This is a genomic window from Lysobacter humi (ex Lee et al. 2017) (assembly GCF_054781815.1).
In genome coordinates this window covers 410,518-433,685 of sequence record NZ_BAAGTR010000009.1, presented here as the reverse complement: position 1 = coordinate 433,685, position 23,168 = coordinate 410,518, and the positions used below count along the sequence as shown (strand labels likewise).

The following is a 23,168-nucleotide window of genomic DNA, read 5'->3' as shown; positions in this document are numbered from 1 at the left end:
TCTCCACGGCGCGACGAGGGCGCCGCGTGTCGATGCTAGGCGGTCACACGCGCGGGTGCACCGGCCGTGCGTCGGCCTGGAGGTTCCATCGTGCCGCGACAAGACGCGGGCGTTGCGCCGCCATGTCGTGCCTGGCCGCCAACCGACTCCGAACGACGTGCGCCGACGCGACCGACATCGCACAGATGCACCAGGCATTCCGATTCACCAGCGCGCATGCCTCCCCAGGCTCTCGTGCATTTAGCGGATCGCCTTGATGCCGGGCACCACGCACGGTCGACGGCGCGCTGCGCGGTCGATGCGCCAGAAGTCGGCGCCCGCACGCATCCTGCATACGGAAACGCCACCGCAGTGCGGTGGCGTTTCGTGACTTCATGGGCTGAGCTTCAGTGCGCGCGTTGCGAGCCGTATGCGGCGCCTTCGTCGCCGCCGGTGAGGCTGCGACCCGTGACATCGGTGCCGGCCGTCGACGGCGCGGTCGAGGCGCTCGACGACGCGGCGCCCGGCTGCGTCATCTCGCGCGCATGCCGCGCGAGCTCGCCGCCGTGCTCGCGTGCGGTCGTCTTGACCTTGTCGATCATGCGGTCGCTGACATCGCCCATCAGCTCGTCCTCCTTGCGGGTCGGCGGGATCAGCGCGCCGAGCAGCGCGCCGACCGCCACGGCGATCGCGCCGGCCGCGAGTGGATTTTCCTCCAGCATCGCACCGTAGCCCTGCGCCGCACGGCCGACGCCGCCGGCGACCGATTCCTTCGCCGAATGCGCGCCGCTCTTGATCGAGCCCGCCGCGCCGTGCGCCTTCTCGCCGATCGTCGACTTCGCGGCATGCAGCTTCTCCGACAGGCCGCCGCTCTTCGCCTCGACCTCCGTCGTGGTCGACTCGGAGACCGTCACCGTCGACGTGCCCGCCGAGCGGTTCGCGGAATAGAGCCACATGAGGCCCGCCGCCGTGATCAGCGCCGGCACGGGGTTGGCCTTGACCGCTTCGGCGAGGTTTCCGGCGAACTCCTTGCCGCTGCCCTTGCCCATGCCGAGCACGCGGTCGAGCATCTCGCCGGGCGAGAGCTTGCTCTCCAGCGCCTGCACGATCTCCTCGATGTGCTGGCGCTGGCGGCCGATCTCCATCTCGATCTGGGCCGGATCCTTCTGCGCCTGCTGGCCGATGGTGGACGGGTCGTTCATTGCGTACCTCCTCGAATCGCATTCGTGTCCTTGCGCAGCGAGTCGACCGTACGATCCGGTCGCAGCGACGCGTTCTTGAGCTTCTCGCGGCCTGCCGTCACCAGCATGTAACCGGCTGCGAGCGCGATGCCGCCGACGATCAGCGCGGCGAGCCACGGCGCCATCACCTCGCTGAGCAGGTAGACCGCCGCCATCAGCACGATCACCAGCCCCGCGAGCGCCACCGCGCCGCCGGTCGCGATCGAACCGGTCGCCTTCTGGACTTCGGACATGTGCTCGCGCATTTCGCTTCGCGCGAGCGCGAGCTCGTTGCGCAGCAACGCGGGCACCTCGTGGGCGAGCTCCTTCAGCAGGGTGCCCACGGAGGCATCGGCAGTCGACGAGCTCGATGGCGCCGTTGCGGATGCGGCCGTGCGTGCACTCGCATCCTCGTAGTACGGCGCGTGCACGTGGGCGCGACCGTCCGTGCCGCCGGCGCGGTCATTCGGATCGGACGTATTCATGCGCCCTGCCCTCCCTGCCCGTCACGGTCTTCGCCGCTCCGCACGCCGAGGCTCGCGCCCGCACCGGCCGAGAGGCCCGGCGTCGTGCCGGTGCCGTCCGTCAGGCCCGTGTCGGCCCCTCCGCTCGCGATGCCTTGGTCGCCGCGCGCGTCGAGATTGCGCGTGCCGCCGAGAGCGGTGCCGGCTGGCGCGCTGACGTCGCTGCTGGACGTCGAAGCCGACGCGCCCGCGCCGTAGCCGGTGCTGCCCGTCGGCGGGCTGCTCGACGGGGTCTCGCCATAGCCCTGTGCCGTGGGGCTGCCGGTCGAGCCGGCGGCGCCGAGGCCCGCGCTGCCTGATCCGCCGGTGCCCGAGGCATTCGATCCCGCCGACATCCCGGAACCGCCGGTGGCGCCCGTCATCCCGGACGCGCCTGGCGCCGCTGACGATGCTGCAGCCGTTCCGGGCGAAGCGCCGCGGGACCCGAGCCCCGTCGCCGTGGTCGAGCCGGATCCGCCGAGCGAGCCCGCGCTGAAGACCGTGTCCTGGCTGCCGCGGCCGCCCGCGGACGAGAGCGCGAGGCCCGTGTCCGAGGCCGATGCCGCAAGGTCCGAGCCTACGTCCGCACCGCTGCCCGCGCTGCTGCCGTGCTCGTGCTTCGTCGAGGCCTTCGCGAAACGCGTCAGGCCGAAGCCGAGCGCGACCGCGCCGGCGACGAATACGGTCGGGTTCTCGCGCGCGATGCGGCCCACCTCGTGGAGGAGGTCATCGCCGCTCTTGTCGCGCAGGCCCGAGGCCACGCGCGTCATGGTCTCGGACATCTGCACGATGTAGCCGGACAGGTTGCCGACCGTGCCGTCGCGCTCGAGTTGCGAGGCGGCGTCGCGAACGCCTTCGGCGAGTTTCTCGAGCGTCGTGGCGGTCGCCTGCCGTGTCGATTCGATACGCTCCTGGCCCTGCACCTTGACCTGCTCGGCCACGGAGCCGACCTGCGTGCGCAGGTCGCCGTCGGCACCGCCCGACAGGCCGTTGCCCGACGGAGCCTGCGTGTGTGGATTGTTCATTGAAGCCTCCTGCATCTGGGGGATGCCGCCCTGGGGCGGCCTTGCGCGGCGCGCATGGCGCGATCGATGCGATCCGTCGCGGTGACGGCGCCTCCGATCGATGCCGGATCCGCGCACGGAGCATCCACTCGCGCCGGTGACTTCGCCGTTTAAGCGGCCGCGCTGTCGTTACGCGTGCGCCTCGCACCGCGCGGCGCTCCCGACGAGGCCGCTTCAACAAGCGCTTGACGCCGCGGACGGCGGTCAACGGAACCGGATTGCGCGCTCCGCTTCGCCGGTACGCAGCTTCGCCCGTCCCTCATCCCCGGCTGGCTAGGCTCGGCGTCCGAGCGATACGACGCCGGCGTCGCGGCCGGGCACCCTCGCCACTAGGAGCCGACCATGATCCGTACCTCCCTCCTCGCCCTTGCGACCGTGCTCGCGCTGGGCGCCTGCGCCACGACCGACGACACCGGCAATGCGCGCACGGGGACCACGTCCAATACCGTCACCGGCGCCGCCGCGGCGTCCACCGCCGGGTCTAAGGCGATCGGCGCCTACGGTGCGATCGGCACGTCGGACGACGTCCGCGGACGCTCCGGCGCGAGCGGCAACTCCGTGCTCACCGGGCGCGCCGCGATGGCCGGCAGCGACGCCGGTACCGACGACGACGTCGACGAGGACGCCGACCCGCCGCGCTGATGCCGTCTTCGACGGTCATCGTCCCCGCGCGTGCGATGCAGCGGTGCGTCGCCGCCACTGCGGTGCACGCGCCGCGGCGCTAGGCTGGTCGGCGCGGACCGCCCCGCCCCCCATCGCCAACGGAAATCCCGATGACTACGAAAGCCTTCGGCGCACACGCCGCCGACCGACCGCTCGAGCCCATGGACATCGAACGCCGCGCGCCGGGCCCGCGCGACATCCAGATCGACATCGCCTACTGCGGCATCTGCCATTCGGACCTGCACACCGTGCGCTCCGAATGGGCGGGCACGCGGTACCCGTGCGTGCCGGGGCACGAGATCGTCGGGCACGTGAGCGCGGTCGGCAGCGAGGTGGACGATTTCCAGGTCGGCGAGACCGTCGGCGTCGGCTGCATGGTCGACAGCTGCCGCCAGTGCGCGGCCTGCCAGGAAGGCCTCGAGCAGTACTGCGCCGTCGGCTTCGTCGGCACGTACAACGGCCGCACGCAGGACGCGCCCGGGCACACGCTCGGCGGCTACTCGCAGCGCATCGTGGTCGACCGCCGCTATGTGCTGCGCATCCGCCATCCGGAGGAGCAACTCGCCGCGGTGGCGCCGCTCCTGTGCGCGGGCATCACCACCTACTCGCCGCTGCGCCACTGGAATGCCGGGCCCGGCAAGAAGGTCGGCATCGTCGGCATCGGCGGGCTCGGACACATGGGCATCAAGATCGCGCATGCGATGGGCGCGCACGTCGTGGCGTTCACCACGTCGGAGTCCAAGCGCGCGGACGCGAAGGCACTCGGCGCCGACGAGGTGGTCGTCTCCCGCGACGAGGCGCAGATGGCCGCGCACGCCGGCACGTTCGACTTCATCCTCGACACCGTCGCCGCGAGCCACGTGCTCGATGCGTTCACCGCGCTGCTCAAGCGCGACGGCACGCTCTGCCTCGTCGGCGTGCCCGAGCATCCGCATCCCAGCCCGAACATCGGCGCGCTGATCTTCGGCCGCCGCTCGATCGCCGGCTCGCTCATCGGCGGCATCCCGGAGACGCAGGAGATGCTCGACTTCTGCGCCGAGCACGGCATCGTCGCCGATGTCGAGACGGTGCCCGCGCAGCAGATCGACGAGGCCTACGAGCGCATGCTCCGCAGCGACGTGCGCTACCGCTTCGTGATCGACGCGGCCACGATGGCGGGCTGAGCCGCGCCCGCCCGCTCAGTAGCCGCGGGCGGGGTCCACGATGCCGGTGACGTCCAGCCCCGCCTGCAGGCGCAGGATCTTCGCGGCGATCTGTTCCGCGGCCAGCTCGACATCCGTCAGTGCCGCCACGTGCGGCGTGACGTGCACGCGCGGATGCGACCAGAACGGATGGTCGACGGGCAGCGGCTCGTGCTGGAAGACGTCGAGGTAGGCCGCGCCGAGCCTGCCCGCGTCGAGCGCCTCGACCAGCGCGGCCTCGTCGACGAGGTCGCCGCGCGCAATGTTGAGCAGCGCCGCGCCCGGACGCATCCGGGCGAGTCGGTCGCGGTCGAGGAGCCGTACGGTCGAGGCGGTGGACGGCAGGCAGAGCACCACGAGCTCGCTCGCGCCGAGCACGCCGTCGAGCGCATCCGGCCCATGCATGCATCGCACACCCGGGACGTCACGGGCGCCGCGGCTCCAGCCGATCACGTCGAAGCCGAACTCCGCCAGCGCCTTCGCGACCGCACCGCCGAGCACGCCGAGGCCGAGCACCGCGATCCGGAAATCCACGCGCGCGCGTGCAGGCCGCGGCGACCAGCGCCGCTCGGCCTGGTCACGCGCGTAGACACGCAGGCCACGGAACTCTCGGAGCGCGGTGTACAACGCGATCTCGAACATCTGCGGCGCCATGCCCGCATCTTCCATGCGCACGAGCGGTACGCCACGCGGCAGCTCGGGCATTGCGAGCAGGCCATCCACGCCGGCGCCCAGCGAGAAGACCGCCTTCAGGCACGGCTGCTCGGCGAATACGGTCGCGGGCGGCTTCCACAGCACGGCGTAGTCGCACGGCGGCGCACCGAGCCCGGCGTGCACGCGGGCGTCGGGCAGGTGCACTTGGAGCGCATCTCGCCAGGCCGATTGGTCCTTCGCGGTGCAGACGAGGATGTCGATGCGCGTGCTCCCGGTTCGGCCGACGCACGTCATACACGGCGATGATGCATTGCACCAGTGCGCGACGGGCTTCGCCGATCGCATCGAGGCCCCTTGCGCACGGGCATGCATCGTGGCAGCGAATGCGTGCGGCGTGCGCGTGGCGAAATTTCCGCCAGTACAGCCCCGGACCAAGCGGCGGCAGGCGTGGAACCGGCTGTACCCGGGTCGATCCCCAGACTTGTCCACACCCCCTGTGGATGAGCATGCACGCCGGACCCACCACCGCCGGCGCCACGTCGCGAAAGTCAAGCGTTCTTTCGCGTGATCCTGCAGTACCGCGTCGCGGCTCGCAGCCGTGCCACGCCATGCACGAGGCGCGACGTCCGACGGCGTTGTCGCAACCGCGCCTGCGTGTTCCCGTCACCGGGCGCCCACACGGCCGCGACGCCCGGCCGGCTACACCGGTGCCCTGCCCCCGAGGAAACCGCCATGAGCCGCCAGGCCGAATTCGAAGCGAAGCTGTGGGATGCCGTGAAGTCCGATCGCACCGTGATGCTCGCGCTGGAGACCGACCGCGCGCCGCATCCGGTCCCGATGACCGCGCAGATCGAAGGCGATGCCGGCGGCCCCGTCTGGTTCTTCACGGCGCGCGACACCGACCTGGCCGAATCGGTGAAAGGCGAGCGCCGTGCGTTCTTCACCCTGGTCGACAAGGGCCACGGCCTGTTCGCCACCGTGCACGGCCGGCTCGTGCACGACAACGATCCGGAGATGATCGACCGCCTGTGGAATCCCTTCGTGGCCGCCTGGTACGAGAAGGGCAAGGACGACCCGAAGCTCGCGCTGCTGCGCTTCGATCCGGATGACGCGGAGATCTGGCTCAACGGCTCCAGCCTGGTCGCCGGCGTCAAGGCACTGTTCGGCGTCGATCCCAAGCGCGACTACCGCGACAAGGTGGCGGAAGTCCCCCTCGGCACCCGCGACGACACCAGCGGGCGCCGTCCGGCGCACTGAGGCCCGTACCGTCGGCGCGGGCCTGCCACGGGCGATCCGGGCCCCGCTCGATGGACGCGGACGCGCCTTGCGGCAGGCACTCAGCCGTGCGCGAGTGCGTAGTCGAGCGCGGCACGCACGGCGGCGACCTGCGCGTCGTTGCACTGCTCGGGCGTCGCGCGCGGGCTGTCGGGATAGACCTCCGTGGTCGTCACGTAGCGCGCACCGGTGATGCCGGCGCAGAGCGCGAGCTTGGCGACCGGGTAGTTGATGACGCCCGGCGCCACCACCGGTGAGCCGATGATCTCGCTGTTGGCATCGGCGGGCGCGATGTGCGTGACCTTCGACACCGCCTCGATGATCGCGCGCTGGAAATCGGGCTGCGGGTTCTCGGTGTCCCCGACGGTGTAGAAGCCGTCCGGTATGCCGCCGGCCTCGAACGGCTTGCCGTCGCGCGCGGCGAGGGCCGGACGGAACTCGGACTCGTCGCTGTCGGTGGTCTCGTGCAGGTCCACGTGCACGAGGATGCGCCCGCGCAGCGGTGCGACCAGGCGCAGCAGGGCCGCCGACTCGCCGGCCGGGCTGCCCTCGCGGAACGATCGGTTCGGATCGATCGCGTCCGGGTTCCAGCGGTTGATCCGCTCGTAGGCCCAGGGGCTCACGCACGGTGCCACGAGGATGTCGATGCGCCCTGCGTAGTCGTCCATGTAGCGCTCGACGAACTGCAGCGCACCGTGCACGCCGCTCGTCTCGTAGCCGTGCACCCCCCCGGTGACCAGCGCGAGCGGACGCGTCTCGGCCCAGCCGCGGCTGCGGATCGCGAACAGCGGGTAGGTCTCGTCGTCGTAGTCGAGCTCGCCGTAGCACTCGACGTCGAAGCGCTCGCGACAGCGCTCGATGGCCGCGACCACATCGGCATAGCTGCGTCGCCGCGGCTGGCGTGCGCGCCAGGCCGCACGCTCCTGCGCGCCCCAGGGCTGGCCGGGCGTACCGATGGGATAGGTGCGGCTCATGCGTCTCTCGCTGGCGGGTGTCGGCGCCGACCATAGCACCGGCGCGCCGGTGCGGAAGGCGCCGATGGCATGCTATGCGCGCCGCGGGGAGCGGTGCAGCGGGACGCACGATGCGCCGGAAGACGCGACGACTCATGGCGGCACGCCGGATGGGGCTGGGCCGTCGACTGCTCCGCTGGGCGGCCCTCGGCGCGCTCGCCGTCGCCGTGCTGGTGGCGAGCGGGATCCTGCTCGCGGATCGACTCACGCCACGCGCGGTGGGCGCACGCAGCACGGCACTGGCGCCGGCCGCCGATGCGACCGCGATCGATCGCGAAGTGGCGCCGCTGCTCTTGGCGCAGCCCGGCCGTACGGGCGTGCTCGTGCTGCCCGATGGACTCGACGCCTTCGCCGCGCGTGCGCTGTCCGCGCGCAAGGCGGGCCGCAGTCTCGACCTGCAGTACTACATCTGGCACGACGATCTCACCGGCCGCCTGCTCGGTCGCGAAGTGCATGCCGCCGCCGAGCGCGGCGTGCGCGTGCGCCTCCTGCTCGACGACATGAACGCCGGCGGCCTCGATCCGCTCCTGCTCGCGCTCGACGCCCACCCGAACATTGAGCTGCGCCTGTACAACCCGTTCCGCAACCGCACCGGCGCGATGCGCATCGTGGAGATGCTGCAGCGCGCCGGCAGCCTCAACCACCGCATGCACAACAAGGCGTGGATCGCGGACGGACGCGTCGCGGTGGTCGGCGGACGCAACATCGGCGACGAGTACTTCGCCGCCGCGCAGGCGGTGAACTTCCGCGACCTCGACCTGCTGCTGTTCGGGCCGGCCGTCGGGCAGGCGTCCGCCGTGTTCGATGCGTTCTGGAACAGCGCCGCGGTCGTGCCGATCGCGGCGCTGCACCCGCCAGACACCTCCGACCTCGTGCGGCTCGTCGCCGAGGCCGAGGCGCAGGCGAAGGGCAGCGCGGCCCGGCCCTACCTCGCGCGGGTCGACGCCTCGGCGGCGGTGCGCGACTACTACAGGCAGGCGCTCGCGCCGCACTGGACGACCGGTGTTCGCGTGCTGTCCGACCCGCCGACGAAGACGGTGGCGAACCGCGACCGCTGGCTCATCCATGCGCTCACGCCGCTGGTCGAGCACGCCCGCGACAAGGCGCTCGTGATCTCGCCCTACTTCGTGCCCGGCGAGGACGGCGCGCGCGTGCTCGCGCAGGCTGCAAGGCGGGGCACGTTCGTCGCGGTCGCCACCAATTCGCTCGCGGCCAACGACGTGCCCGCGGTGCACGTCGGCTATTCGCGCTACCGCGACGCGCTGCTCGACGCGGGCGTCGCCCTGTACGAGATCCGGTCGCAGCCCGGTGCGCCCCTCCCCGCCTTGCACGGCAGCAGCGGCGCGAGCCTGCACACGAAGGCGATCACCGTCGACGACCGGCGCGGCTTCGTGGGCTCGTTCAATTTCGATCCGCGATCGATCGCGCTGAACACCGAGATGGGCGTGCTGTTCGACGATCCGGCGATCGCGCGCAGCGTGCGGGACGAGTTCCTGCGGCTGGCCGGCCCCGACGCGAGCTACTGGCTGCACCGCGGGCGCGACGGCGGCCTGCGCTGGCTCGACCGCCACGCCGCGCCGCCGGTGTCGCACGACGTCGAGCCCGGCACCGGCGCCCTCGAGCGCGCGCGCGTCGCCGCGATGCGCGTGCTGCCGATCGAGTCGCAGCTCTAGCGGCACCCGCGGCCTTCCCGTGGGCGTCGCGATCGCCGATGCTGCGCGCCCGGCCGCGGCGCGGCGCCAGTCCCGGAGTCTCCGTGTCGCACTACACCGCCCCCCTGCTCACCCGCGCACTTGCCGACGACCTGCAGCGCGCGCGGAACCGCGGCGAGGCGACGTGGTCCGGCTCCCTGGACCTCGGACGCTCGACCGGCCAAGCGCGGCTGGAAGCGGCCTGCTGGCACTGGCGCGAGGCCGCCTACCCGTATCCGGAGCGCCTCAAGGACCGCACCATCCATTACTGGGACGGCGAGGATTTCGCGCCGGTCTCCCGTTACGCCGGCGCCCTGATCAAGCTCGTCCCCACCGAATGGGGCGCGCCGACGTTCGAGATCGACGGCATCAAGATGCTGCCCACGTCGAAGGCGTCCCCCGTCGACGACGCGCGCCGCAAGGTGGCGCTCGTCGAGCCGCGGGGCAAGTCCGTGCTCGACACCTGCGGCGGGCTCGGCTACTTCGCGGGCTGCTGCCTCGAGGCCGGCGTCGCCCGGGTGCGCTCGTTCGAGAAGAACCCCGACGTCCTCTGGCTGCGCACGCTCAATCCGTGGTCGCCCGATCCGGCCGGAGCGCAGGCCGGCGGGCGGCTGGAGCTGTCGCAGGGTGATGTCGCGCAGGCGATCCACATGCTGCCCGACGCATCGTTCGACGCGGTGCTGCACGATCCGCCGCGCTTCGGCATCGCCGGCGAACTCTATTCCCAGGCCTTCTACGACCAGATCGCCCGCGTGATCCGTCGCGGTGGCCGGCTGTTCCACTACACCGGCAACCCCAATGCGCTCACCAGCGGGCGCGACGTGCCCGGCGAGGTCGCCACGCGCCTCGCGAAGGCGGGCTTCCGCGCGGAGCGCGCGCTGGACGGCGTGTTCGCCGTCCGCCGCTGAGCCTCAGCCCGGTGCCGCCAGCGCGGCGAGGCGCGCGGCGAGCTCGTCGACGCGATAGGGCTTGGCGATGAAGTCGGCGCCTTCCGGAATGGTGGGCAGCTGGCCGCGCGCATAACCCGACGCCAGCAGCACCTTGATGCTCGGCCGGCGGCGACGCGCCTCGTGCATCAGGTCGACGCCGCTCATGCCCTTGGGCATCACCACGTCGGTGAACAGGATCTCGATCTCCGGGTCGCGATCGAGCACGTCGAGCGCCGCGAAGCCCTCGTCGGCGGTCAGCACCGCATAGCCGAGGTGGCGCAGCGTCTCGATCGCCATCACCTGCACGTCCGGATCGTCCTCCACGAGCAGGATCTTCACGGGTGCGCCGGCGTCGCCGCCGTCGCGGGAATCGCCTTCCGCGGCGTCGCGGATCGGCAGATAGAAGCGGATGACCGTGCCCTCCCCGACCCGCGATTCGATCGTGACGTCACCGCCGGACTGCACGGCGAAGCCGTAAACCTGGCTGAGCCCGAGCCCGCTGCCCTTGCCCACCTCCTTGGTGGTGAAGAACGGCTCCATCGCGTGCTCGATCACCTCCGGCGGCATGCCGCTTCCGGTGTCCTCCACGGTGACCAGCGCATAGCGCCCCGGCACGCGGCGGCCTTCGGCTTCGGCCTGCTGCACGTCGCGGGTGCGGATGGTGATGCGGCCGCCCCCGGGCATGGCATCACGCGCGTTCACCACCAGGTTCAGCAGCGCCGCCTCGAACTCGGCGCCGTCGACGTTGACCTCGCCGATGCCGCGCCCGAGGTTGAGCTCGATCGCGACGTCCTCGCCGACGGCGCGCCGCAGCACCGACTCCGCGACGTAGATGAGGCCGTTGAGATCGTGCACTTCCGGCCTCAGCGTCTGCCGGCGCGAGTATGCGAGCAGCTGGCGCGTCAGCAGCGCGCCGCGCTCGGCCGCGCGCTGTGCGCCGACGAGCAGCCGACGCACGCGCTGCGGATCGTTCGGGTCGGCGGCGATCAGGTCGAGGCTGTTGGTGATGACGGTGAGCAGGTTGTTGAAATCGTGCGCGACGCCGTACGTGAGCTGCCCGATCGCCTCCATGCGGTGCGCCTGCAGCATCGCCTGCTGCGCGACTTCCAGCGCGCGTTGCTTCTCGCGGCGCTCGCTGACGTCACGCGTGACCTTGGCGAAGCCGATGAGCTGGCCATCGTCGTCGAACACCGGGTCGATGATCACGTTCGCCCAGAAGCGGGTACCGTCGCGACGGACGCGCCAGCCCTCCTTCTCGTAGCGCCCCTGCGTGCGGGCGGTCTCGAGCGCCACTGCCGGCTCGCCGCGGTCGCGGTCCTCCTCCGTGTAGAAGCGCGAGAAGTGCTCGCCGATGATCTCATCGGAGGCATAGCCCTTGATCCGCTCGCCGCCGGCATTCCAGCTGGCGATGCGGCCGTTCGTGTCGAGCATGTAGATCGCGTAGTCGGTCACGCCCTGCACGAGCAGGCGGAACTGGCGCTCGCTGCCGGCGAGGCCTGCCGGCAGGGACGCCTGTGCGCGAACGGGCTTCTGTGTCGGATCCAACGGTGATCCCCCGGGAAAGCGCGGCAGCCTAGTGAGGGGCATGTGAAGCCGGCGAAACGATTCGGGCGCATGGCCGTGCCTGCGCGCGAAGCGCCGGCCTGCCTAGAATCGGCACACCCGCCGATCGGAGACGCCCGTGCCCCTGCCTGTCCGTGCCCTGACCCTCCCGCTCGCCGCCGCGGTCGCCGTGGGCCTGCTCGGGGGGTGCATGTCGACCTCGCCCGAGCGCGCATCGCCCAGCGCCCCTGCGAACGCGCGCGTTGGCGCGTTCTTCGAAGCGTTCACCGACGACTGGATGCGCCGCAATCCGAACGCGGCGACCGCGAGCCGCTACTTCGGCGGCGCGACGCAGGACGCGCTCGACCGCGGGATCACGCCGCAGACCGAGACCTTCGAGCGCGAGACGGTCGCGCTCGCCCGCCGCGGCCTGACCGACCTCGCCCGCTTCGATCGTGCCGCGATGAGCGAGACCGAGCGCGTCTCCGCCGACCTGATGCGCTGGCAGCTGCAGTCGATCGTCGACGGCGAGCCTTTCGGCGACCTGCAGTTCCCGCTCAACCAGTTCAGCGGCGCCAACGTTGCGCTGCCGAACCTGATGACGGTGATCCATCCCGTCGGCAACGCGCGCGATGCCGAGAACTACGTCGCGCGCCTGCGCCTGTTCGACGAGCGCATGGGCGAGGCGGTGCGTGAGAGCCGCGCGCAGGCCGCCAAGGGCATCCTGCCGCCGCGCTTCATCCTGCAGGCCACCATCGCACAGATGAGGCAGTTCGTCGCGCCGGAACCTGCGCGCAACCCGCTGGTGGCCACGCTCGCCGAGAAGCTGGGCGGCGTTTCGACGGTGGACGCCACGCGGCGCGCGGCACTCGTCGCCGAAGCCGCACAGGTCGTCGACGGGGAGGTCTACCCGGCATGGCGCGCGGCGATCGCCGAGCTGGAGGGCCAGCTGCCGAAGTCGACCGACGACGCAGGCCTGTGGCGGCTACCGAACGGCGCCGCGGCGTACGCGCAGCGCCTGCGCCAGTTCACGTCGACCGACCTCACCGCGGAGCAGATCCATGCGCTGGGCCTGCGCGAGGTCGCGCGGATCGAGGCGGAGATGGACACGATCCTGCGCTCGCTCGGGCGCACCCAGGGCCCGGTCAAGGAACGCATCGAGAAGCTCGAGGCGGACCTCGCCTACAGCGACGATGCCGCGGGCCGCGCCAAGATCATGGCCGACATCGATACGATGATCCGCGACGCGGAGAAGCGCGCCGACGCCCTGTTCGACATCCGCCCGAAAACGCCGGTGATCGCGCGGCCGTACCCGGAATACCGCTGGGCCTCGGCCGCGGCGAGCTACACGGCGCCACCGCTCGACGGCTCTCGACCGGGCGTCTTCCAGATGCCGCTGCGCAAGGACCGCCTGACCAACTTCGGCCTGCGCACGCTCGTCTACCACGAGACGGTGCCCGGCCATCACTTCCAGGGCGCGCTCGCCGTGGAGAACGCGGGCGTGCCGAAGTTCCGGCAGATCCGCGCGTTCGGCGGGATCTCGGCCTTCAGTGAGGGCTGGGCGCTGTATGCCGAGCGCCTCGCCGCCGAGGAAGGCTGGTACGAGGGCGATCCGCAGGGCCGGCTGGGCCAGCTCGACGCCGAACTGTTCCGCGCGCGTCGGCTGGTCGTGGACACGGGGCTGCACGCCAAGCGCTGGACGCGGCAGCAGGCCATCGACTACGGCATTCCGCCCTCCGAGGTCGACCGTTACGTGGTGATGCCCGGGCAGGCGACGAGCTACAAGATCGGCCAGCTGGAGATCATCCGCCTGCGCGACAAGGCGCGGGCGCAGCTCGGTGCACGCTTCAATCCGCGCGAGTTCCACAACCTGCTGCTGCTCACCGGCACCGTGCCGCTGACGCTGCTCGAACAGGAAGTCGACGCCTGGATCCGCAGGCAGCGCGGCTGACCCGCCCGTTCGGGACAGCGCCTGCCACGGCGTGACGATGGCGGCGCAGGCGCGCGCCTGCGCGCGTGCGTCCATGACGGCGATAGCGACGGCGATAGCGACGGCAATGGAAGCGGCAGCGGCAACGACGAGCGTGCGGTCGCGATCCCGGCGGCATGGCGCCGTCGCCGCGAGAGCGCGCTAGCGGGCGACGTCTCGCGCGCGGCGCGCAATCTCCGCGGCGATGCGGTCCGCGCGCGTGTTGAGCTTGGGATCCTGTGGACTGATCTTCGCGGCGTTCGCCTTCGCGAACGCCTGGCGCATCAGGGTGCGACGGCGGTCCTCGAGCGCGCGGGCCTCGCGCAGCGCCGCGGCGCCCTGGAGCTCGCCGCGGACGTTGCGTGCGCCGAGCGCGGCGGCGTCCTCATAGTAGCGCTGCATCGCCGGCCAGCCGGCATCGCGCGCGAGCGACGCCATCAGCAGGTTCTCCAGGCTCACGATCTTCATCGAGCGCGCCGCGGAGGCCGCGTCGCCGCGCGGGAGCCCCGCCGACCGACCCGTGACTCGCATGCCCACGAGCATCACCAGTGCCTGCTTCTGTGCGGGGCCCAAAGACTTCAGGCCGACGCTCGCCGAATCCAGCCCGGGCAACGCCTGCGGGGCGCGTGCCTGCGCCATCGATGGGATCCCGGCGACGACGAGCAGCAGGGCGAGGAGCGAGGCAGGCAGGCGCATGATCCGGACCGGTCCGTGGGGGACGGCGACGTTATCCGATCGCCGGTGAACCGCGCCGCGCCCGCATGGCGCACGACGTGCCGGGTCCACGGCGACCGGCGACGCCTCAGCCGCGCCAGTTCGCGTGCGTGCGCCAGAACTCGACCGCGCGGCGGTAGGCTTCGCGATCGATCGGCACGCCCGAGCCGCCCTCTTCCACGCCGAGGGCATTGCGCATCATCGTGATCGGCGCCATCGGTGTCTCCGCGGGCTCGGCGGTGTACATGCAGCCGACCACGCCCCAGTCCGCGGCGATGCGCGTGCCCTCCTTCGCCAGCTGCTCGCGGCTGTAGAGGATCGGGATCAGGTACGTGGCGACGGGCGGCTCCAGGCCTTCGAACCAGCGCACCAGCACCGGGAGCTCCTCGCGGGTGCGCGACTCGTAGTCGGTGCGCAGCAGGTGCCGGTTGTCGTCGGTGATCGGCACCGCGAGGCAGCGCGTCGAGGTCCAGTTGCGGTGCACGTGCAGCTTGCAGAACGGTGCATAGCCGTCGAGCACGTGCAGCGGCGCCACCTCGTTGAGGTGGCGCTCGAAGGCTTCGGGCGTGCAGTCCTGGATCGTGTTGCGGCGCGGCTCGCGTGGAAAAAGTCGCGGGCGGGCGAAGTCGGTGAGGACGATCGACATGGAGGCGTCACTCCGGGCGGGCCCGGCATTATCCCCGTGCGGGCGGCGAGGTGATCGACGGGTCGCGCCCGAGCGCCTGCGCCACCAGCAGGCCGAGGACCGCACCGGCGAACTGCGCGAGCGCGAACCCCGCGACGTCCTCCGGGCGGATCCCCGCGAACGTGCGCGTCATCGAGCGTGCCAGCGTCACCGCGGGATTCGCGAACGACGTGCTCGCGGTGAACCAGTAGGCGGCAAAGATATACGCGGCCACCAGCATCGGGATCGCGGCAGGCCGCTGGCGCAGGCCGAGCAGAACGGTGAGCACGAGGCCGAACGTGGCGACGCCCTCGCTGAGCCACTGCCCGGCGCCCGTGCGCATGCGGTCGCCGGGCTGCAGCACGTCGAGGCCGAACATCAGGTGCGCGAGTACGACGCCCGCGACGGCGCCGGCGACCTGCACCAGCATGTAAGCCACCGCATCGCGCGTGTCGAGCGCCCCGCGCAGGCGGAACACGAGCGACAACGCCGGATTGAAGTGCGCGCCGGACAGCGGGCCCAGCAGCACGATGAGCACGTAGAGCATGCCCGCCGTCGCGCCGGCATTCGCGAGCAATGCGACGCCGCGGTTGCCGTCCGAGAGGTCCATGCCCATCACGCCGGAACCGACCACCGTCGCGAGCAGCAGCGCGGTGCCGAGGAATTCGGCGAGAAGCCGGTGGCCGAGCGGGATCACAGCGAGCCCAGCAGGGCCTTCACCCGCGCCTCGATCTCGTCGCGCACCGCGCGGTAGCCGTCGTCGTCCATGTCGCGCGGGTCGGGGAGCGCCCAGTCCTCCCTGCGGGCGGCCGGGATCCACGGGCAGTCGTCGCCGCAGCCCATGGTGATCACGGCGTCGAAGCCGCCCGTGACGGTGTCGAGCGACTTGGACTCGTGCGCGGCCAGGTCGTAGCCCCGCTCGGCCATGAAGCGCACCGCCTTCGGATTGATCCGACCCGACGGCCGCGACCCGGCGCTCGCCGCCTCGACGGCGTCGCCGCCATGCATGCGCGCGAAGGCTTCGGCCATCTGGCTGCGGTTCGAATTCTCGACGCAGACGAACAGGACGCGACGCGCTCCCATGTCAGGCTCCACAGCAGGCGGTTTCGGACGGGACATGCGTGCACGACGTCGTGCAGCCGGTGTCGCACGCCGAGCTCGCGTCCCGCGTATGCAGCTCGTCCGGCGTGAGGTGCTCGAGTACGGCAAAGACTTCCCACTCGTTGCCGTCGGGGTCGGCGATCCAGAACTTGTCCTGGCGGGCATAGCAACAGCTCACGTCGCGCTCGTCGCGCGGCACCAGGCCGGCCGCCAGGGCACGGGCACGCAGGGTGGCGACGTCGTCGCTTGCGTCCACCTGCAGGCCGAGGTGAGAGAGCGTGCCTCGCACGTGAAAGTGCGTGCCGGGAATCTCGTTCAGCACGAAATTCAGGGCGGGCGCGTCGAGGTCGAACTTGGCATAGCCGGTGCGGCGCGTACGGCTGTCGCGGCCGGCGTCGTCCTGCAGCACGGAATGCACGGTCGTCACGTCGCGGTAGTGCTTCACCGGCGCGCTCCCGAACAGCGCGGTGTAGAACGCGACGGACGCGTCGACATCGGCGACGTTGAGCGAGACGTGCGGTTTGCGGACAGCGGCAAGCGTGTGGGTCACGGGGAACTCCGGGTCAGGGGCAGCGGGTGGTGCCGGGGCCGCACGCGGCGCCTTGGCAGCAGTTCTCGGTGAGGTAGGCGATCAGCCCGTCCATGCGCGCGTAGTCGGCATGCATGCGGATCACCCGTCCCTCGCGGGTATCGGCGACCAGGCCGGCGGCGCGGAGCACGTTCAGATGGGCGGTCAGCGTCGCCGGCGGCAGATCGAGCGCTTCGCGCAACTCACCCACTGCCAGGCCGTCGCGACCGGCCTGCACGAGGGCACGGAAGGCGGCGAGGCGCGTTTCATGCGCCAGTGCACGGAGCGCGGCAAGCGTCTGTTCGGTATCCATGTTTCCATATTTCCAGAAATATCGAATCGATGCAAGCGCCCTTGGGGTCGCGGTCGGGCCCTACGGGCGCGCGCGGCGCGCGCGGCGCCCGTAGCAGAACGTGCAAGCGGTCCTGACGGCCCTGTCGCTATCGTCGGCTGCGACCTGCCCCTACCGGAGCCCGCCCGATGCGCACTTCCTCCCCACGCCCCCTCGCCGCATTGCTCGCCGGGGCCCTGCTGACTGCCTGCAGTGCGACGCGCGACGCGCCGGTCGCGACCGCGCCTTCCGCTGCGTCGTCGGCCGGCGCCACGACGCCCTCGATCGCGCCCCCCGGCGCACCCTTCGCGGCAATCGAGGCCGGTCGTTTCGAATTGCCATGGGCGATGACGTTCCTTCCCGACGGCCGCCTGCTGGTGACCGAGATGGCCGGCAGCCTTCGCCTGTTCGATCCGTCGACGGGCCGCACCGGAGTCGTGACCGGCACGCCGAAGACGGTGAAGGTGTCGCAGGGTGGACTCGGTGACGTGGTCCTGCATCCGCAGTTCGCGCGCAACGGCCTCGTCTACATCAGCTACGTGGAGCCCGGCGACGGCGACCTCTTCGGCGGTGCGGTCGCGCGCGCGCGGCTCGTGCTCGACGCCGACGGCGGTGCGCGCCTCGACGACCTGCGCACGATCTGGCGGCAGGCGCCGAAGCAGACCGGCGGCGGCCACTTCGGCTACCGCATCGCCTTCGATCGCGACGGCATGCTGTGGATCAGCTCCAGCGAACGGCAGAAGTTCGACCCCGCGCAGGACATGGCGACCAACCTCGGCAAGATGATCCGCCTCGCCGACGACGGCAGCGTGCCGCGCGACAACCCCTTCGCCGATCGCGGCGGCGTGGCCGCGCAGGTCTGGTCGCTCGGGCATCGCAACATCCTCGGCGTGGCCTTCGATGCACAGGGCCGGCTCTGGGCACACGAGATGGGCCCGAAGGGCGGCGACGAGCCCAACCTGATCCGCAAAGGCGCGAACTACGGCTATCCGATCGTCTCCAACGGCGACCACTACGACGGCAAGCCGATCCCCGACCACCCGACGCGCCCGGAATTCCCCGCACCGGTCATCACGTGGAATCCGGTGATCTCGCCCGCGGGCTTCGTCATCTACTCGGGCGACCGCTTCCCCGAGTGGCGCGGCAGCGGCTTCATCGGCGGGCTCTCGTCGAAGGCGCTCGTGCGGGTGGCTTTCGACGGCGACAGCGCGCGCGAAGCCGAGCGCTGGGACATGGGCACGCGCATCCGCGAAGTCGAACAGGGTCCGGACGGTGCGCTCTGGGTGCTCGAGGACGGCAACCGCGGCAGCCAGGGGCGGCTCTTCCGGCTGATCCCCAGGGGCTGAGCGTCAGACGTGCAGCGCCCGCGCCCCGAAGTCAATCGCGGTCGGGCGCTCCGAGCGGAAAGTACCCGCGGTACGGACGCGCCTCGTCGACCGCACGCGCGAACGACGGGCGCTCGAGCAGGCGCCGCCGGTACGCCCGCAGCGCGGGATACGCGGCGTCGATGGGATGCACCCAGTCGGCGTAGAACAGCGCGGGCGCCGCGGCGCAGTCCGCGAGGCTGAAGGTGCCGCCGGCCGCCCATTCGCGGCCGGCGATGCGGGTCTCGAGCCAGGCATACGCCGTCTCCAGCGCGGCGGCCGACTCGCGCAAGGCCACATCGCGACGCCCGTCCGCGCGCAGCGCCTCGAAGACCGGCTGCTGCATCGGGCCCATCACGTACTGATCGAAGACGCGGTCCATGAAACGCACCTCGAGTGCGTCGCGCGGATCGTCCGGCAGCAATGCGACACCGCCGCGATGATGCAGGTGCAGATGCTCGATGATGATGCTCGACTCCGCGACCGCACGGCCGTCGTCGACGAGCACCGGCATCTTCCGCAACGGCCACGCGGTCGCCCATGCGGCCGTCGCCCCGGGCTGGTCCGGCGCGATCACGCGATAGTCGAACGGCGTTGCGTTCTCGTAGAGCGCGATGAGCACCTTCTGGCAGTACGACGAGAAGGGATGGCCGTAGAAGACGAGGGACATGCGGGCTCCGGGTCGGTGATGCCGGCGGGTCGATCACGCCCCCGTACGGCTGTCGCGCAGGATCGCGGCCCCGGCAGAATGCCAGTCCGACGCCCGCCTGGAGCCGCCGATGCATGACCTCGACCGCCCGGTCTGGGCGAGCCTGACCACGTTCCACGCGGGCGTCGCCGTGGGCGACGAACGTGCGCGGCGCTATCGGGAGGACGTCAACCTGTTCGCGTCGGCACGCGACGACGACGATCCGGCCTCGCTCGCGGCGCTTGCGGCGTTGCTGCGGCCCGGCGAGCGGGCCTACGTGCTGCAGGTGCCGCCGGTGCGCGTGCCCGCGGATTGCGTCGAGCTGCGGCCCGGCCGCGGCGTGCAGATGCTCGCCACACGCGCGCTGGTCGACGACGAGGGCGACGACCTGCAGCCACTCGGCGATGCGGACGCCGCCGAGATGCTCGCACTCGCGCAGCTCACGCAGCCCGGACCCTTCCTCGCGCGAACGCACACGATGGGCCGCTTCATCGGTGTGCGCATCGACGGCCGGCTCGCGGCGATGGCCGGCGAACGGATGCGCTTTCCGGGTCATACCGAGATCAGTGGCGTGTGCACGCACCCCGACTTCCGCGGGCGCGGGCTTGCACGGCGGTTGTCGGCCGTAGTCGGCGCGCGCATCCAGGCCCGCGGCGACGTCGCGTTCCTGCATGCCTGGGCGGACAACCGCGCGGCGATCGCGCTGTACGAGTCACTCGGCTTCGCGCTGCGCAGCGACGTGCATGCATCGGTCATCGCGCGTCGGTGAGTACGACACTCGGGCGTGCACTCGGCATGCTCCGCCCCGCTCGCGATTCGTCCAGCGGTCGGCGCGATCGTCGACGTGCGCGGCACCCGCGCCGCAACCGCACCTCGTCGAGCCAAGCGGCCGATGTCGTCTGCAGGTGACGGGGGCACGCGCCTCCGCTGCGTATGCTGCACCGCAACACAGCGCGCGGACCGGCCATGAAGTTCCTTTCCAGACTGCTGCACCGCACCGCCGGCGACCGTAAGACGCCAAACCATGACGCGGCGGGACATATCGCCCGCGCGCTCGACGCCGCCGGCCTGACCCGCGGCGATCGCCAGGGCGTTCGCGGGATGATCGACCGATCACTCGCCGACGCCGGCCTGCACGTGCACGGCGCTCCCGTCGACGAGGCCACCAGCGATGCCACGCAGCTCGACGAGACGTCCCCCGGCAGCCAGGGGCGCTTCCTGCACGCCACCTTCGCCAATGCGCACGGCCGTCGCGATTACCGCCTCTACGTGCCGGCCGACTACGCCGCCGACGGCCCGCCGCGTGCGCTGATCGTCATGCTTCATGGCTGCACGCAGTCGCCGGAGGACTTCGCCACCGGCACGCGCATGAATGCGCTCGCCGATCGCCACGGCATGCTCGTCGCCTATCCGCGGCAGATCGGCAAGGCCAACCACGCCAAGTGCTGGAACTGGTTCCGACCCCAGGACCAGCGCGGCGACGCCGGAGAGCCGTCGATCCTCGCGGGCATCATCGAGCAGATCGCACAGGGCTATCGCATCGATCCGCGGCGCGTCTTCGTCGCAGGCCTGTCGGCAGGCGCAGCGATGGCGGTCGTGCTCGGCCGCACCCGGCCCGACCTGGTGCGCGCCATCGGCGTGCATTCCGGCCTGCCCTACGCCAGCGCGCACGACGTGCCTTCGGCACTCGCGGCGATGCAGGGGCGTGGCCCGAAGCCCGAGGCGCGTGGCGGCCTGCTCGACGTGCCGGTGATCCTGTTCCACGGCGACGAGGATCGGACCGTGGTGCCCCGCAATGCCGACGCGATCGTCGCCGCCGTGCGCCCGAAGCTCCGGATGCGGCGCGAATCCGGCCAGGTTCCCGGCGGACGTGGCTACACGCGCGACGTCGGCACCGACGACACGGATCGTCCGTGGCTTGAACGCTGGACCGTCCACGGCGCGGGCCATGCCTGGAGCGGCGGCGATGCGGCCGGCACCTACACGGATCCGCCGGGGCCGGACGCATCGGGCGCGATGGTCGACTTCTTCCTGCGGCAGTAGGGCCGACCCGCACGACCCGGGCCGCGGCCGCGTCCGAGGTCGTGGTAGGGCGATGGCGACATCGGCGCACGCGCCCTGGGCCCCGCCGGCAGCTGGTCAGGAAAGCCTTGTCACGCTGCGATTTCCGCGCGGCCCCGCGGGGCATTACGCTGACGCCCGCCACCGCCGGTCTCCCCCATGCGACCTTCCCTGCGCCTGCTCCCTGCCGCCCTGACGGCGATGGTTTTCGCTGCGTCCGCGCAGGTGCCCCCGCCGGGCCCGGGCGGGCACCCCCACGGTCCGCCCCCGCCCGGCCATCCCCCCGGCATGCACCCGCCCGGGCACCCGCCCCCACCGCCGGAAACGCGCGTTGTCGTGGTCGAGGTGCCGGTGATCGTGCACGCGCCGCCGGCGCCGACACCGGTCGCCGTCGCGCAGGAGCAACCGGCGCCGGCGGAGACCGCGGCGCCGAGTGGAGCCACACCCGCCAAGGCCGCCGCCGAAGCCGTCTCGCAGGACACGCCCGTGGGAACGCACCCGGCCACGGCGGCGCCGCAGCCGCCCGCTGCCGCGGGAGTGGCACCCGTCGAAGCCATCTCACCGCCCACGACAGCCGCGGCCGCGACGGGCCCGGTCGAGACGCCGCCGTCCCGCTGGCCCGGCCGCATCGCGGCGGTCGTCGGCCTTCTCGCGGCGGTCGCCTGGCTCGTGACATGGCTGCGCGGGCGCGGCCTCGCCGCGCAGGCCGCGAACCTCACGCAGGCGCAGCGGGAGCTGCGCTCGCGACACATGCGCCTGCGCGAGGAATCCGAGCTCCTGCGCCAGCTCGCGACGAACGATCCGCTCACCGGCACGCTCAACCGGCAGGCCTTCGGCCAGGAGTTGCGCGAGCGAGTGGCGACGCTCGCGCCGTTCCGTCGCCCGCTCAGCCTGGTGGTGTTCGACCTCGACCACTTCAAGCAGATCAACGATCGCGACGGCCACCTCGTAGGCGACGCCGCGCTGCGCCTCGTCGCGGGCATCGTGCGCGAATGCCTCGACAGCGACGACCTGTTTGGGCGCTTCGGCGGGGACGAATTCCTGATCGCATTCACCGACCAGGCGCCGGACGCTGTCGCCGCCGTCACCGAGCACATCCGTGGGCTAGTGGAGGTGCGAGCGCTCGGCCACCAGCCGCCGCTCACCGGTCTCTCGGTGAGCATGGGCATCGCGCATGCGACCGGCACCGACGACTACGACACCGACCTCCTCTTCCACCGTGCCGATTCCGCGCTGTACGTCGCCAAGCGCCGTGGACGCAATCGCGTGGTGGTCGCCGATGCCGCCCTCGTCGAGGCCGCGGATTCGGTCGAGGCCGTGGGCACCGTCCGGCACCTGTAGCGCAGGCGACGTGCCCTGCCCCACGATTCCGCAGATCGATACGACCGCGATGCATCCACCCCCGTCCGAAGACGTGCGCATCGCGCACTGCGCCACCTGCGATCGCAGCGCGACGCTGGCCGCGCACGGCGACGGCACGTGGTGCGGCTGGTGCGGGCGGGAGGTGGCGCTCGTGCTCAGGCCCGCGCGCATCGTCCACGAATCCGCGCTGCGGGCGACCGCCGGCCGCGCGGCGATCGACCCGGAGAACCCACCGCTGCAGGCACTGAGGATCCCCGCGGGCTGGCGCGTGGCCTACAACAACGGCCTCTACGCCGTGGACCCCACGCCCGAAACGATCCGCTGGTGGTGGATCTTCAAGCAGGACATGCTCGTGCTCGTGCACGACGAACGCGGTCGCCTGCTCGACGTGGGCTGGTCGCCGGAGATGGACGTGGAGGCCGGCCGCTATCGCCTGCACCTCTACGCGGGAGACCACCACGGCGCAGTCCTGCACGCCTTCGAGACGCGCGACCGCGAGACGCTGGTCGCGGAACTCGAGCGCCTGCTCGACGCCGTGAGTTTCCGCGGGCTCTGAGCCAGGCGATCCGTCAGGCCAGGGGCCGCATGCGGCCGGGCAGCCTCCTGACCCGCGCGTGGCGCGGCCGGTTCCG

Annotated in this window: 23 protein-coding genes and 2 pseudogenes; 11 read left to right on the top strand and 14 right to left on the bottom strand. The window is 71.7% G+C overall.

Annotation, left to right across the window (positions count from 1 at the left end; translation table 11 throughout):
* Window positions 1–386 precede the first annotated feature (386 nt).
* Genes ACYVJJ_RS08935 through ACYVJJ_RS08925 form a run of 3 tightly spaced genes read right to left on the bottom strand, consistent with a single transcriptional unit; the run spans window position 387 to window position 2,727 of the window.
* On the bottom strand, window positions 387–1,181 hold the full coding sequence (locus ACYVJJ_RS08935) for a DUF3618 domain-containing protein (RefSeq protein WP_460832837.1): 795 nt from the start codon (window positions 1,179–1,181) through the stop codon (window positions 387–389).
* Window positions 1,178–1,684: a phage holin family protein gene (locus ACYVJJ_RS08930; protein ID WP_460832836.1), complete on the bottom strand. Its 507-nt coding sequence runs from the start codon at window positions 1,682–1,684 to the stop codon at window positions 1,178–1,180. The genes ACYVJJ_RS08935 and ACYVJJ_RS08930 overlap by 4 nt, the downstream gene beginning before the upstream one ends.
* Window positions 1,681–2,727, bottom strand: a complete 1,047-nt coding sequence (locus ACYVJJ_RS08925) for a hypothetical protein (RefSeq protein WP_460832835.1) — start codon at window positions 2,725–2,727, stop codon at window positions 1,681–1,683. Before ACYVJJ_RS08925 ends, ACYVJJ_RS08930 begins: the two co-directional genes overlap by 4 nt.
* 381 nt (window positions 2,728–3,108) lie before the next feature.
* Here ACYVJJ_RS08925 and ACYVJJ_RS08920 point away from each other — a divergent pair, with 381 nt between their 5' ends.
* Both ACYVJJ_RS08920 and ACYVJJ_RS08915 read left to right on the top strand, forming a co-directional pair.
* The gene (locus ACYVJJ_RS08920; RefSeq protein ID WP_460832833.1) at window positions 3,109–3,408 is read left to right on the top strand and encodes a hypothetical protein; all 300 of its coding nucleotides are present in this window, start codon (window positions 3,109–3,111) and stop codon (window positions 3,406–3,408) included.
* Between the two features lie 131 nt (window positions 3,409–3,539).
* Window positions 3,540–4,592 (top strand): NAD(P)-dependent alcohol dehydrogenase, encoded by a 1,053-nt coding sequence (locus ACYVJJ_RS08915; protein ID WP_460832832.1) that lies wholly within the window; start codon window positions 3,540–3,542, stop codon window positions 4,590–4,592.
* A gap of 15 nt (window positions 4,593–4,607) precedes the next feature.
* Here the strand turns inward: ACYVJJ_RS08915 and ACYVJJ_RS08910 are convergent, their stop codons facing one another.
* Window positions 4,608–5,468 carry a 2-hydroxyacid dehydrogenase gene (locus ACYVJJ_RS08910; RefSeq protein ID WP_460832831.1) on the bottom strand — a complete coding sequence of 287 codons (861 nt, stop codon included), beginning with the start codon at window positions 5,466–5,468 and terminating at the stop codon, window positions 4,608–4,610.
* A gap of 528 nt (window positions 5,469–5,996) precedes the next feature.
* On the opposite strand from ACYVJJ_RS08910, the gene ACYVJJ_RS08905 reads away from it, so the two are divergent.
* Entirely contained in the window at window positions 5,997–6,521 is a 525-nt protein-coding gene (locus tag ACYVJJ_RS08905; RefSeq protein WP_460832829.1) for a pyridoxamine 5'-phosphate oxidase family protein, read from the top strand.
* 80 nt (window positions 6,522–6,601) lie between these two features.
* On the opposite strand, the gene ACYVJJ_RS08900 is transcribed toward ACYVJJ_RS08905, so the two are convergent.
* Complete coding sequence (locus tag ACYVJJ_RS08900; protein ID WP_460832827.1) at window positions 6,602–7,513, bottom strand: M14 family metallopeptidase; 912 nt, start codon at window positions 7,511–7,513, stop codon at window positions 6,602–6,604.
* 134 nt (window positions 7,514–7,647) lie between these two features.
* On the opposite strand from ACYVJJ_RS08900, the gene ACYVJJ_RS08895 reads away from it, so the two are divergent.
* Both ACYVJJ_RS08895 and ACYVJJ_RS08890 read left to right on the top strand, forming a co-directional pair.
* Window positions 7,648–9,225 (top strand): phospholipase D family protein, encoded by a 1,578-nt coding sequence (locus tag ACYVJJ_RS08895; protein ID WP_460832825.1) that lies wholly within the window; start codon window positions 7,648–7,650, stop codon window positions 9,223–9,225.
* A gap of 83 nt (window positions 9,226–9,308) precedes the next feature.
* Window positions 9,309–10,151 (top strand): class I SAM-dependent methyltransferase, encoded by an 843-nt coding sequence (locus ACYVJJ_RS08890; RefSeq protein WP_460832823.1) that lies wholly within the window; start codon window positions 9,309–9,311, stop codon window positions 10,149–10,151.
* Between the two features lie 3 nt (window positions 10,152–10,154).
* Here the strand turns inward: ACYVJJ_RS08890 and ACYVJJ_RS08885 are convergent.
* Together ACYVJJ_RS08885 and ACYVJJ_RS08880 are read right to left on the bottom strand one after the other, a co-directional pair.
* A pseudogene (locus ACYVJJ_RS08885) lies at window positions 10,155–10,493 on the bottom strand (response regulator); the annotation flags it as partial.
* Between the two features lie 48 nt (window positions 10,494–10,541).
* Window positions 10,542–11,678, bottom strand: a pseudogene (locus tag ACYVJJ_RS08880) (ATP-binding protein); the annotation flags it as partial.
* A gap of 175 nt (window positions 11,679–11,853) precedes the next feature.
* Between ACYVJJ_RS08880 and ACYVJJ_RS08875 the strand changes: the two are divergent.
* Window positions 11,854–13,665, top strand: coding sequence for a DUF885 domain-containing protein (locus ACYVJJ_RS08875; protein ID WP_460832822.1), 1,812 nt, complete (start codon window positions 11,854–11,856; stop codon window positions 13,663–13,665).
* Window positions 13,666–13,845: 180 nt separating this feature from the next.
* Here the strand turns inward: ACYVJJ_RS08875 and ACYVJJ_RS08870 are convergent, their stop codons facing one another.
* From ACYVJJ_RS08870 to ACYVJJ_RS08845, 6 genes are all read right to left on the bottom strand, one after another.
* Window positions 13,846–14,379 (bottom strand): hypothetical protein, encoded by a 534-nt coding sequence (locus ACYVJJ_RS08870; protein ID WP_460832820.1) that lies wholly within the window; start codon window positions 14,377–14,379, stop codon window positions 13,846–13,848.
* A gap of 106 nt (window positions 14,380–14,485) precedes the next feature.
* Window positions 14,486–15,043 (bottom strand): DUF3228 family protein, encoded by a 558-nt coding sequence (locus ACYVJJ_RS08865; RefSeq protein WP_460832818.1) that lies wholly within the window; start codon window positions 15,041–15,043, stop codon window positions 14,486–14,488.
* Between the two features lie 28 nt (window positions 15,044–15,071).
* The gene (locus ACYVJJ_RS08860; protein ID WP_460832816.1) at window positions 15,072–15,758 is read right to left on the bottom strand and encodes an aquaporin; all 687 of its coding nucleotides are present in this window, start codon (window positions 15,756–15,758) and stop codon (window positions 15,072–15,074) included.
* The gene (locus tag ACYVJJ_RS08855) at window positions 15,755–16,144 is read right to left on the bottom strand and encodes an arsenate reductase ArsC (RefSeq protein WP_460832814.1); all 390 of its coding nucleotides are present in this window, start codon (window positions 16,142–16,144) and stop codon (window positions 15,755–15,757) included. Before ACYVJJ_RS08855 ends, ACYVJJ_RS08860 begins: the two co-directional genes overlap by 4 nt.
* A 1-nt stretch (window position 16,145) precedes the next feature.
* On the bottom strand, window positions 16,146–16,712 hold the full coding sequence (locus tag ACYVJJ_RS08850; RefSeq protein WP_460832812.1) for a VOC family protein: 567 nt from the start codon (window positions 16,710–16,712) through the stop codon (window positions 16,146–16,148).
* A gap of 13 nt (window positions 16,713–16,725) precedes the next feature.
* Window positions 16,726–17,043: an ArsR/SmtB family transcription factor gene (locus ACYVJJ_RS08845; protein WP_460832810.1), complete on the bottom strand. Its 318-nt coding sequence runs from the start codon at window positions 17,041–17,043 to the stop codon at window positions 16,726–16,728.
* Window positions 17,044–17,210: 167 nt separating this feature from the next.
* Between ACYVJJ_RS08845 and ACYVJJ_RS08840 the strand changes: the two genes are divergently transcribed.
* Window positions 17,211–18,407, top strand: a complete 1,197-nt coding sequence (locus tag ACYVJJ_RS08840) for a PQQ-dependent sugar dehydrogenase (RefSeq protein WP_460832809.1) — start codon at window positions 17,211–17,213, stop codon at window positions 18,405–18,407.
* Window positions 18,408–18,438: 31 nt separating this feature from the next.
* Here the strand turns inward: ACYVJJ_RS08840 and ACYVJJ_RS08835 are convergent, their stop codons facing one another.
* Window positions 18,439–19,095: a glutathione S-transferase family protein gene (locus ACYVJJ_RS08835; RefSeq protein WP_460832807.1), complete on the bottom strand. Its 657-nt coding sequence runs from the start codon at window positions 19,093–19,095 to the stop codon at window positions 18,439–18,441.
* Between the two features lie 109 nt (window positions 19,096–19,204).
* On the opposite strand from ACYVJJ_RS08835, the gene ACYVJJ_RS08830 reads away from it, so the two are divergent.
* From ACYVJJ_RS08830 to ACYVJJ_RS08815, 4 genes are all read left to right on the top strand, one after another.
* Entirely contained in the window at window positions 19,205–19,882 is a 678-nt protein-coding gene (locus ACYVJJ_RS08830; RefSeq protein WP_460832805.1) for a GNAT family N-acetyltransferase, read from the top strand.
* Window positions 19,883–20,079: 197 nt separating this feature from the next.
* Window positions 20,080–21,156, top strand: a complete 1,077-nt coding sequence (locus tag ACYVJJ_RS08825) for an extracellular catalytic domain type 1 short-chain-length polyhydroxyalkanoate depolymerase (protein ID WP_460832803.1) — start codon at window positions 20,080–20,082, stop codon at window positions 21,154–21,156.
* 354 nt (window positions 21,157–21,510) lie between these two features.
* Window positions 21,511–22,515, top strand: coding sequence for a GGDEF domain-containing protein (locus ACYVJJ_RS08820; RefSeq protein ID WP_460832802.1), 1,005 nt, complete (start codon window positions 21,511–21,513; stop codon window positions 22,513–22,515).
* Window positions 22,516–22,564: 49 nt separating this feature from the next.
* Complete coding sequence (locus ACYVJJ_RS08815; protein ID WP_460832800.1) at window positions 22,565–23,092, top strand: hypothetical protein; 528 nt, start codon at window positions 22,565–22,567, stop codon at window positions 23,090–23,092.
* The last annotated feature ends 76 nt before the right edge of the window (window positions 23,093–23,168 follow it).

Coding starts and splice junctions, on each gene's coding strand:
- ACYVJJ_RS08935 (WP_460832837.1), bottom strand. CDS start 1,181: ATGAACGACCCGTCCACCATCGGCCAGCAGGCGCAGAAGGATCCGGCC.
- ACYVJJ_RS08835 (WP_460832807.1), bottom strand. CDS start 19,095: ATGTCCCTCGTCTTCTACGGCCATCCCTTCTCGTCGTACTGCCAGAAG.
- ACYVJJ_RS08930 (WP_460832836.1), bottom strand. CDS start 1,684: ATGAATACGTCCGATCCGAATGACCGCGCCGGCGGCACGGACGGTCGC.
- ACYVJJ_RS08895 (WP_460832825.1), top strand. CDS start 7,648: ATGGCGGCACGCCGGATGGGGCTGGGCCGTCGACTGCTCCGCTGGGCG.
- ACYVJJ_RS08845 (WP_460832810.1), bottom strand. CDS start 17,043: ATGGATACCGAACAGACGCTTGCCGCGCTCCGTGCACTGGCGCATGAA.
- ACYVJJ_RS08830 (WP_460832805.1), top strand. CDS start 19,205: ATGCATGACCTCGACCGCCCGGTCTGGGCGAGCCTGACCACGTTCCAC.
- ACYVJJ_RS08825 (WP_460832803.1), top strand. CDS start 20,080: ATGAAGTTCCTTTCCAGACTGCTGCACCGCACCGCCGGCGACCGTAAG.
- ACYVJJ_RS08915 (WP_460832832.1), top strand. CDS start 3,540: ATGACTACGAAAGCCTTCGGCGCACACGCCGCCGACCGACCGCTCGAG.
- ACYVJJ_RS08925 (WP_460832835.1), bottom strand. CDS start 2,727: ATGAACAATCCACACACGCAGGCTCCGTCGGGCAACGGCCTGTCGGGC.
- ACYVJJ_RS08900 (WP_460832827.1), bottom strand. CDS start 7,513: ATGAGCCGCACCTATCCCATCGGTACGCCCGGCCAGCCCTGGGGCGCG.
- ACYVJJ_RS08920 (WP_460832833.1), top strand. CDS start 3,109: ATGATCCGTACCTCCCTCCTCGCCCTTGCGACCGTGCTCGCGCTGGGC.
- ACYVJJ_RS08840 (WP_460832809.1), top strand. CDS start 17,211: ATGCGCACTTCCTCCCCACGCCCCCTCGCCGCATTGCTCGCCGGGGCC.
- ACYVJJ_RS08865 (WP_460832818.1), bottom strand. CDS start 15,043: ATGTCGATCGTCCTCACCGACTTCGCCCGCCCGCGACTTTTTCCACGC.
- ACYVJJ_RS08870 (WP_460832820.1), bottom strand. CDS start 14,379: ATGCGCCTGCCTGCCTCGCTCCTCGCCCTGCTGCTCGTCGTCGCCGGG.
- ACYVJJ_RS08815 (WP_460832800.1), top strand. CDS start 22,565: ATGCATCCACCCCCGTCCGAAGACGTGCGCATCGCGCACTGCGCCACC.
- ACYVJJ_RS08905 (WP_460832829.1), top strand. CDS start 5,997: ATGAGCCGCCAGGCCGAATTCGAAGCGAAGCTGTGGGATGCCGTGAAG.
- ACYVJJ_RS08855 (WP_460832814.1), bottom strand. CDS start 16,144: ATGGGAGCGCGTCGCGTCCTGTTCGTCTGCGTCGAGAATTCGAACCGC.